Source organism: Vibrio sp. V42_P2S4T144, assembly GCF_009904715.1.
Classification (GTDB): domain Bacteria; phylum Pseudomonadota; class Gammaproteobacteria; order Enterobacterales; family Vibrionaceae; genus Vibrio; species Vibrio alginolyticus.
In genome coordinates, this window is sequence record NZ_WXWS01000499.1 from 1 (window position 1) to 7,060 (window position 7,060).

The 7,060-nt window shown below is 43.0% G+C and carries 8 protein-coding genes; 4 read left to right on the forward strand and 4 right to left on the reverse strand.

Annotation, left to right across the window (positions count from 1 at the left end; genetic code table 11):
- Positions 1 to 31: 31 nt before the first annotated feature.
- Positions 32 to 280: a YciN family protein gene (locus CAG68_RS16495; RefSeq protein ID WP_005387884.1), complete on the forward strand. Its 249-nt coding sequence runs from the start codon at positions 32 to 34 to the stop codon at positions 278 to 280.
- Positions 281 to 343: 63 nt separating this feature from the next.
- Here CAG68_RS16495 and aroA read toward each other — a convergent pair whose 3' ends face one another.
- Entirely contained in the window at positions 344 to 1,624 is a 1,281-nt protein-coding gene (aroA, locus tag CAG68_RS16500; protein WP_005387883.1) for a 3-phosphoshikimate 1-carboxyvinyltransferase, read from the reverse strand.
- Positions 1,625 to 1,914: 290 nt separating this feature from the next.
- Positions 1,915 to 2,391 (reverse strand): glycine zipper 2TM domain-containing protein, encoded by a 477-nt coding sequence (locus tag CAG68_RS16505; protein ID WP_161441382.1) that lies wholly within the window; start codon positions 2,389 to 2,391, stop codon positions 1,915 to 1,917.
- A 39-nt stretch (positions 2,392 to 2,430) separates the two neighbouring features.
- On the opposite strand from CAG68_RS16505, the gene aat reads away from it, so the two are divergent.
- From aat to infA, 3 genes are all read left to right on the forward strand, one after another.
- On the forward strand, positions 2,431 to 3,138 hold the full coding sequence (aat, locus tag CAG68_RS16510; protein WP_025766920.1) for a leucyl/phenylalanyl-tRNA--protein transferase: 708 nt from the start codon (positions 2,431 to 2,433) through the stop codon (positions 3,136 to 3,138).
- Positions 3,135 to 3,836 (forward strand): arginyltransferase, encoded by a 702-nt coding sequence (locus CAG68_RS16515; protein ID WP_025766921.1) that lies wholly within the window; start codon positions 3,135 to 3,137, stop codon positions 3,834 to 3,836. Before aat ends, CAG68_RS16515 begins: the two co-directional genes overlap by 4 nt.
- A gap of 81 nt (positions 3,837 to 3,917) precedes the next feature.
- The gene (infA, locus tag CAG68_RS16520) at positions 3,918 to 4,136 is read left to right on the forward strand and encodes a translation initiation factor IF-1 (RefSeq protein ID WP_001040192.1); all 219 of its coding nucleotides are present in this window, start codon (positions 3,918 to 3,920) and stop codon (positions 4,134 to 4,136) included.
- Positions 4,137 to 4,269: 133 nt separating this feature from the next.
- On the opposite strand, the gene clpA is transcribed toward infA, so the two are convergent.
- Positions 4,270 to 6,537 (reverse strand): ATP-dependent Clp protease ATP-binding subunit ClpA, encoded by a 2,268-nt coding sequence (gene clpA, locus CAG68_RS16525; protein ID WP_161441383.1) that lies wholly within the window; start codon positions 6,535 to 6,537, stop codon positions 4,270 to 4,272.
- 50 nt (positions 6,538 to 6,587) lie between these two features.
- Entirely contained in the window at positions 6,588 to 6,908 is a 321-nt protein-coding gene (clpS, locus tag CAG68_RS16530; RefSeq protein WP_005378419.1) for an ATP-dependent Clp protease adapter ClpS, read from the reverse strand.
- Between the last annotated feature and the right edge of the window lie 152 nt (positions 6,909 to 7,060).

The following is a 7,060-nucleotide window of genomic DNA, read 5'->3' on the forward strand; positions in this document are numbered from 1 at the left end:
GTTCTTAACTGAATAGGATGGTAGAAAGAATATGTCTGATAGAACGTTTATCGAAGAGTTCGACCTTCTTTTGATCGCTAACCAAATCATCCAAGAGCACGATGATTACATCGAGGGAATGCGAGCAACAAGTGTAGAAGAAAAAGAAGGTGTTTTAGTTTTTAAAGGTGAATACTTCCTTGATGACAAAGGTTTACCAACTTCAAATACGACTGCAGTATTCAATATGTTCAAATACTTAGCGCATCACCTTTCTAAGGAATTTACGCTGGTTAAATAGTATTGGGAAACAAAAAAGCCAGAGTGTTATTCACTCTGGCTTTCCTGTTTCAGGTCAGAATATTTAGCAGCTTAAAGCCTTAAGTTTGTCGAAGTAGTCAGGGAACGTTTTCGACGTACACTTTGGATCGTTAATCGTCACAGGCGTATCACTAAGTGCCACCAGCGAAAAACACATCGCCATTCGATGATCATCGTAAGTATCAATCGCAGCATGCTTTAACTGAGAGACAGGTTTGACGATGATGTAGTCTTCCCCTTCTTCCACTTCCGCACCAACTTTACGTAACTCAGTCGCCATAGCTGACAAACGGTCTGTTTCTTTTACACGCCAGTTATAAACGTTACGAATAGCGGTAGTGCCTTCGGCAAATAACGCTGTTGTCGCGATGGTCATTGCAGCATCAGGGATATGGTTGTAATCCATATCAATGCCTTTTAATTGACCAACACGTGAAATTACGTAGTCATCACCCCATTCAATTTCTGCACCCATTTTTTCAAGCGCATCAGCAAATTGAATATCACCTTGAATGCTGTTTTTACCGATACCCGTGACTTTAACTTCTCCGCCTTTGATGGCTGCCGCCGCCAAGAAGTAAGAAGCAGAAGACGCGTCACCTTCAACCAAGAAATCACCTGGAGCGATGTATTGCTGACCGGCTGGGATCACAAACTCTTGATAGTCGTTGTTGATCACATCGACTCCAAACTGCTTCATGATATGCAGGGTGATATCGATATAAGGCTTAGAAACCAAATCGCCTTCGATGTTGATGCGAATTTCACCTTCAGCCAATGGCGCAGACATTAAGAAAGCGGTCAAGAACTGACTTGAAATGGACCCATCGATAGAAACTGTACCTGCTTTTAGGCCAGTACCAATTATTTTGAGAGGCGGAAAGTTCTCGTTTTCCATGTACTCAACGTTCGCACCAGCATCTTTCAGTGCCGTGACAAGGTGACCAATTGGACGCTCTTTCATACGAGGTTCGCCCGTCAGTACATACTCCCCTTCTCCAAGACAAAGAGCCGCAGCTAATGGTCGCATCGCAGTGCCAGCATTGCCGAGAAATAATTCTACTGGTTCTGAGACAGAAAACGGACGCCCAAGGCCTTCAACGAGACATTCTGTTTTATCTTCGGAAAGTTGGTATTGAACGCCTAGTTTAGTCAGCGCATTCAGCATATGACGAATATCATCACTGTCGAGGAGATTAGTAAGGCGAGTTCTGCCTTTAGCAAGAGCAGCAAGTAAAAGAGCTCGATTAGAAACGCTTTTAGAGCCAGGAAGGTTCACTTCCCCTTGAATTTTATTGATAGGTTGTAACGTTAGGCTTTCCATTAAAAGTTGATAATCCTTTGTGCCCTCAACATACGATTTTTTATGAGGGCTAAACAATTCTTCGTGAATTCAGACTACCCAAAAAAACACGACAAAACCAGAGTAAATCGGCGCTAATTTATGAATATCCTCAAGCAGCCTAAAGATACAGAATTAAAGGCATTGCCAGCGATGTAAATAAGAGCGAAAGAAGCACGGCGAAACAGCAAACTATTTCGACTTGATTTGACAATAAGCCAGCCCGACTGTACATGCCTGATTAAGCTTCGTTAGGCTAAAACAACCTAGGGTTAATAAGTGATATCAACCCTGACTCCATCATCAAAATATAAAATACGAACTTCATCCCCTCGACTAAATAACATATTTTTATCAACATCTTGGATGACATTAATTAGCTTATCACCCTTCACTTTGATGAGTAGCTCAACTAACTTATATTCAACCGTGTATTGGTAATTACTTTGGTTTTGAGCAACTGCGGCACCTGCAAGCGTACCCACTGCCGTCGCGACTTCTCTTCCCGTACCGCCACCAAATTGATTACCGACTAAACCACCGATAGTGGCACCAAGTAGTGTCTTCCAACCGTTACTTTTCGATTGAACAACCTCTTGTTGAGTAATATAACGGACAGAGTCAATCTTCCCGTAAACTACTTCATTAACTGGCTTGGCAACATTTCTTTCATAGGCTGCGTTGGCGACAAGTGGTAAAAACAGTATGATCCCAAGCCATACTTTTACGATATTTCTTAACCAGGTCATCATAAACTCCTCTGACTCCAATGTTGGTAACGACTTCTTATGGCTATTTATTTAACTGAACTCGATGAAACGTTCAACTTTCCCTCACCCTATAAAGCACTCAGCGACCCCAATGGTTTGCTGGCTTTTGGTGGTGACTTAAACCCCATGAGAATCCTCAATGGTTACTATCAAGGCATTTTCCCTTGGTATGGTCCTGGTGAACCTATTTTATGGTGGAGCCCTTCTCCGCGCGCTGTGTTTGACCCATTGCAGTTTAAGCCATCTAAAAGTCTCAAAAAATTTCAGCGTAAACATAACTATAAAGTAACACTCGATTTCGCGACAGAAGAAGTGATTAGACTATGTTCTTCAACACGCCCTGCAGAGGAAACATGGCTCAACGAGGAAATGCAAGCTTCCTACATTGAGTTAGCCAAACTTGGTCACTGTCACTCTGTAGAAGTATGGCATGACAACAACCTGATTGGCGGACTATATGGCATTTGCGTGGGCCAACTTTTTTGCGGAGAGTCGATGTTTAGTCTAAAAGATAACGCATCCAAAATTGCATTGTGGTACTTATGCAACCATTTGGCGTCAAAGCAAGGTCAATTAATCGATTGCCAAGTTATGAATTCTCACTTGGCATCACTTGGCGCATTTGAACTTGAGCGTGACGAATTTATGCAAAAACTACTATCTTTAAGAGAAAAGCAAACACTATTTGATGCCTATCAGCCCCAAGTTTTGCAGGATTCAGTATGAGTACGGATATACAACATATTCGAATAGGGTTGACGAATAATCACCCTTGTAGTTATTTGCCTGAACGGCAAGAGCGGGTTGCGGTGGCGCTTGATGAAAGGCTGCATACTGAAGAAAATTACCAGTTGCTCATGGCTAACGGTTTTCGTCGTAGCGGAGATACCATATATAAACCGCATTGCGAGCATTGCACCGCTTGCCAGCCAATTCGAGTCTCGATTCCAGACGTTAAATTATCAAAAAGTCAGAAGAGGCTGCTTAATAAAGCACAGTCTTTACGCTGGGAAATGAAACCTGAAATGGATGAGGAATGGTTTGAGCTTTACAGTAGGTACATCTGCAAACGGCATAAAAACGGCACTATGTACCCACCAAAGCGTGATGAGTTTGCTCGATTTGCTCAAACTAGCTGGCTGACAACGTCGTTTTTACACATTTACGATGAATCAGATCAATTGCTCGCCATTGCGGTGACAGATTTGATGCCACAATGCTCGAGTGCTTTTTATACTTTCTTTGACCCTGACTACGAGTTATCTCTTGGCACGTTAGCAGTGCTTTATCAAATTAAATACTGCCAAGAAAACAAACAACAGTGGCTATATTTGGGATATCAGATTGATGAGTGCCCAGCAATGAGCTACAAAACACGCTTTCAACGCCACCAAAGGCTAGTAAATCAGCGTTGGCGAGGGTAGAATACGCCTCAACTTTACATAATTACTATTTAGCGGCAGAATATAGCCCGCTAATATTGCCTAATTTCTAAAGAGGATTAAATGGCTAAAGAAGACGTAATCGAGATGCAAGGCACAGTCCTTGACACTCTACCAAACACTATGTTCCGTGTTGAACTTGAAAACGGTCACGTTGTGACTGCTCACATCTCTGGCAAGATGCGTAAGAACTACATCCGTATCCTAACGGGTGACAAAGTAACTGTAGAGATGACTCCATACGACCTGTCAAAAGGCCGCATCGTCTTCCGCGCTCGTTAATCTCTGATTTTCGGATGCAATAAAAAACGGAGCAAGCTGCTCCGTTTTTTATTGCATAATTTTTTCCGATTTAGTTCAGATAAAAAAGCGCACGATCTTCTCGTGCGCTTTTGCGTTTGTTACCGACTAACGATTAATGCATCGCTGTCTCTTTCTCACTTAAGTATTCAAACTCAAGCGTATCGTTGACCAGCGTTACCTTCACTGTACCGCCGTCAACTAAAGATCCAAACAACAGTTCGTTAGCCAAAGGCTTCTTAAGCTGTTCTTGGATAACACGCCCCATTGGGCGAGCCCCCATAGCTTTGTCATAACCTTTATGTGCTAACCAATGGCGAGCGTCTTGCGATACTTCCATTGAAACGCCTCTCGCATCAAGTTGCACTTGCAGTTCAACAATGAACTTATCAACCACTTGATGGATAACGCTTTCATCAAGGCTGTTAAACCAGATGATGTTATCAAGACGGTTACGGAACTCAGGAGTAAACACCTTCTTAATTTCCGCCATTGCATCGTGACTGTTGTCTTGTTGAATCAAACCAATTGATTTCTTCTCGGTTTCCGCCACACCTGCGTTAGTTGTCATAACAAGAATGACATTACGGAAGTCTGCTTTGCGACCATTGTTGTCCGTTAGCGTACCGTTATCCATGACTTGCAACAACAGGTTAAAGATATCAGGGTGCGCTTTTTCAATCTCATCAAGTAATACGACTGAATGTGGGTGCTTAATAACAGCATCGGTTAGCAAACCACCTTGGTCATAACCGACATAACCAGGAGGCGCACCAATTAAGCGACTTACGGAGTGACGCTCACCATACTCAGACATATCAAAACGAAGTAGTTCGATACCTAGAAGCTTAGATAACTGCACCGTCACCTCTGTTTTACCAACCCCTGTTGGGCCTGCAAACAAGAATGAACCAACAGGTTTGTTGTCTACACCTAAACCTGCACGTGTCAGCTTGATCGCCTCGGATAATGCATCAATCGCATTATCTTGACCGAATACCAACATCTTCATTTTGCTATCTAAGTTTTTCAAAATGTCTTTATCTGAAGAAGAAACCGACTTCTCTGGAATTCGCGCCATTTTGGCAACCATTGATTCGATATCAGCCACTCCGACCGTTTTTTTACGACGGCTTGCAGGAGCAAGACGACTACGAGCACCAGCTTCATCAATGACATCAATGGCCTTATCTGGTAGATGGCGTTCATTAATGTATTTAGCCGATAGTTCTACGGCGGCACGCAGTGCTTTATTGGTATAACGTACTTCATGGTGAGCTTCGTACTTCGGCTTCAAGCCCATCAAGATTTTAGTTGTATCATCCAATGAGGGCTCTACAACGTCTATCTTTTGGAAGCGGCGAGACAACGCACGCTCTTTCTCGAAAATGTTGCTGTATTCTTGGTATGTCGTCGAACCAATACAACGCAACTTACCGCTACTTAAAAGAGGCTTAATAAGATTTGCTGCATCGACTTGACCACCAGATGCCGCGCCTGCACCGATGATGGTATGTATTTCATCGATGAACAAAATGGCATCTTCTTCTTTTTCAAGTTGTTTCAAAATCGCCTTGAAGCGCTTTTCAAAATCACCGCGATATTTGGTACCAGCGAGCAAAGAACCAATATCTAGTGAATAAATCACGCTGTTTTGAATAACCTCAGGGACCTGCCCTTCGACAATTCGCCATGCAAGACCTTCCGCAATGGCTGTTTTACCAACCCCTGCCTCACCCACTAGTAGTGGATTATTCTTGCGGCGTCGACAAAGTACCTGAATAGTGCGCTCTAACTCTTTATCACGTCCAATGAGTGGGTCGATGTTTCCATCTTTAGCGACTTGATTAAGATTCGTCGCAAAACTTTCTAAGCGTTCTTCAGAATTAGGCTCTTCAACACTTTCTGAGCTAAACGAGTCTGATGATGAATCCTCACCTGCACCTGATGCTTTAGTAATACCGTGGGAGATGAAGTTAACAATATCTAATCGGGAGATGTCATTTTTCTTCAGAAGGTAAGCGGCATGCGACTCTTGCTCACTGAAGATAGCAACAAGCACGTTGGCGCCTGTTACTTCATTACGACCAGACGACTGTACATGAAAGACGGCGCGTTGTAGTACACGTTGAAAACTCAAAGTCGGCTGCGTTTCACGCGTCTCATCACTATCTGGGATAAGAGGCGTAGTTTGATCGATGAAAATATCGAGTTCGTTGCGTAAAGCGTCAAGATCCGCCTTACAAGCTAGAAGGGCTTCCTTAGCTGCATCATTTTCCAACAATGCAAGTAGGAGGTGTTCGACAGTCATAAACTCGTGGCGTTTATCTCGCGCCCGAGAAAATGCACCGTTAAGGCTTGACTCTAGTTCTTTATTTAGCATAAGTACCTCCCGAAAAAACAACTGGGGTTGTTCGAGCAAGTCTTCTTTGTTTACGCTTGCTCCATAGTGCAAAGTAGCGGATGTTCATTTTCCCTTGCGTACATCGTAACTTGCGCTACTTTTGTTTCGGCAATTTCTGCGCTGTATGTGCCGCAAATTGCCTTTCCTTCATAGTGGACCTGAAGCATGATTTGAGTTGCTTTATCAATATCATGTGAGAAAAATCGCTCAAGCACCTCTATGACGAAATCCATAGGTGTATAGTCATCATTATTGAGTACGACATTGTACAGCTTAGGTGGCTGGACTTTCGTACTTTCTCGCTCCAGAAGATCAGAGTCCGGAGTGACCCATTCAAAATTTTTACTCATGGCAATCTAAAGATATCGTATCAAAGGGTTGATGTTTTCGACCTATAAAAACAATCTACCACAAGCGTGCAGCGCGGTGTAGTGAGTTATGGCACCGAATTCGATCTTTGATCGATAAAAGTTGCTACCTAATATAGAGACTAATGCACGTC

Bases quoted from the DNA above. Each gene is read 5' to 3' on its own strand.
- CAG68_RS16495 (WP_005387884.1), top strand. From the start codon at position 32: ATGTCTGATAGAACGTTTATCGAAGAGTTCGACCTTCTTTTGATCGCT.
- aroA (WP_005387883.1), bottom strand. From the start codon at position 1,624: ATGGAAAGCCTAACGTTACAACCTATCAATAAAATTCAAGGGGAAGTG.
- CAG68_RS16505 (WP_161441382.1), bottom strand. From the start codon at position 2,391: ATGACCTGGTTAAGAAATATCGTAAAAGTATGGCTTGGGATCATACTG.
- aat (WP_025766920.1), top strand. From the start codon at position 2,431: ATGGCTATTTATTTAACTGAACTCGATGAAACGTTCAACTTTCCCTCA.
- CAG68_RS16515 (WP_025766921.1), top strand. From the start codon at position 3,135: ATGAGTACGGATATACAACATATTCGAATAGGGTTGACGAATAATCAC.
- infA (WP_001040192.1), top strand. From the start codon at position 3,918: ATGGCTAAAGAAGACGTAATCGAGATGCAAGGCACAGTCCTTGACACT.
- clpA (WP_161441383.1), bottom strand. From the start codon at position 6,537: ATGCTAAATAAAGAACTAGAGTCAAGCCTTAACGGTGCATTTTCTCGG.
- clpS (WP_005378419.1), bottom strand. From the start codon at position 6,908: ATGAGTAAAAATTTTGAATGGGTCACTCCGGACTCTGATCTTCTGGAG.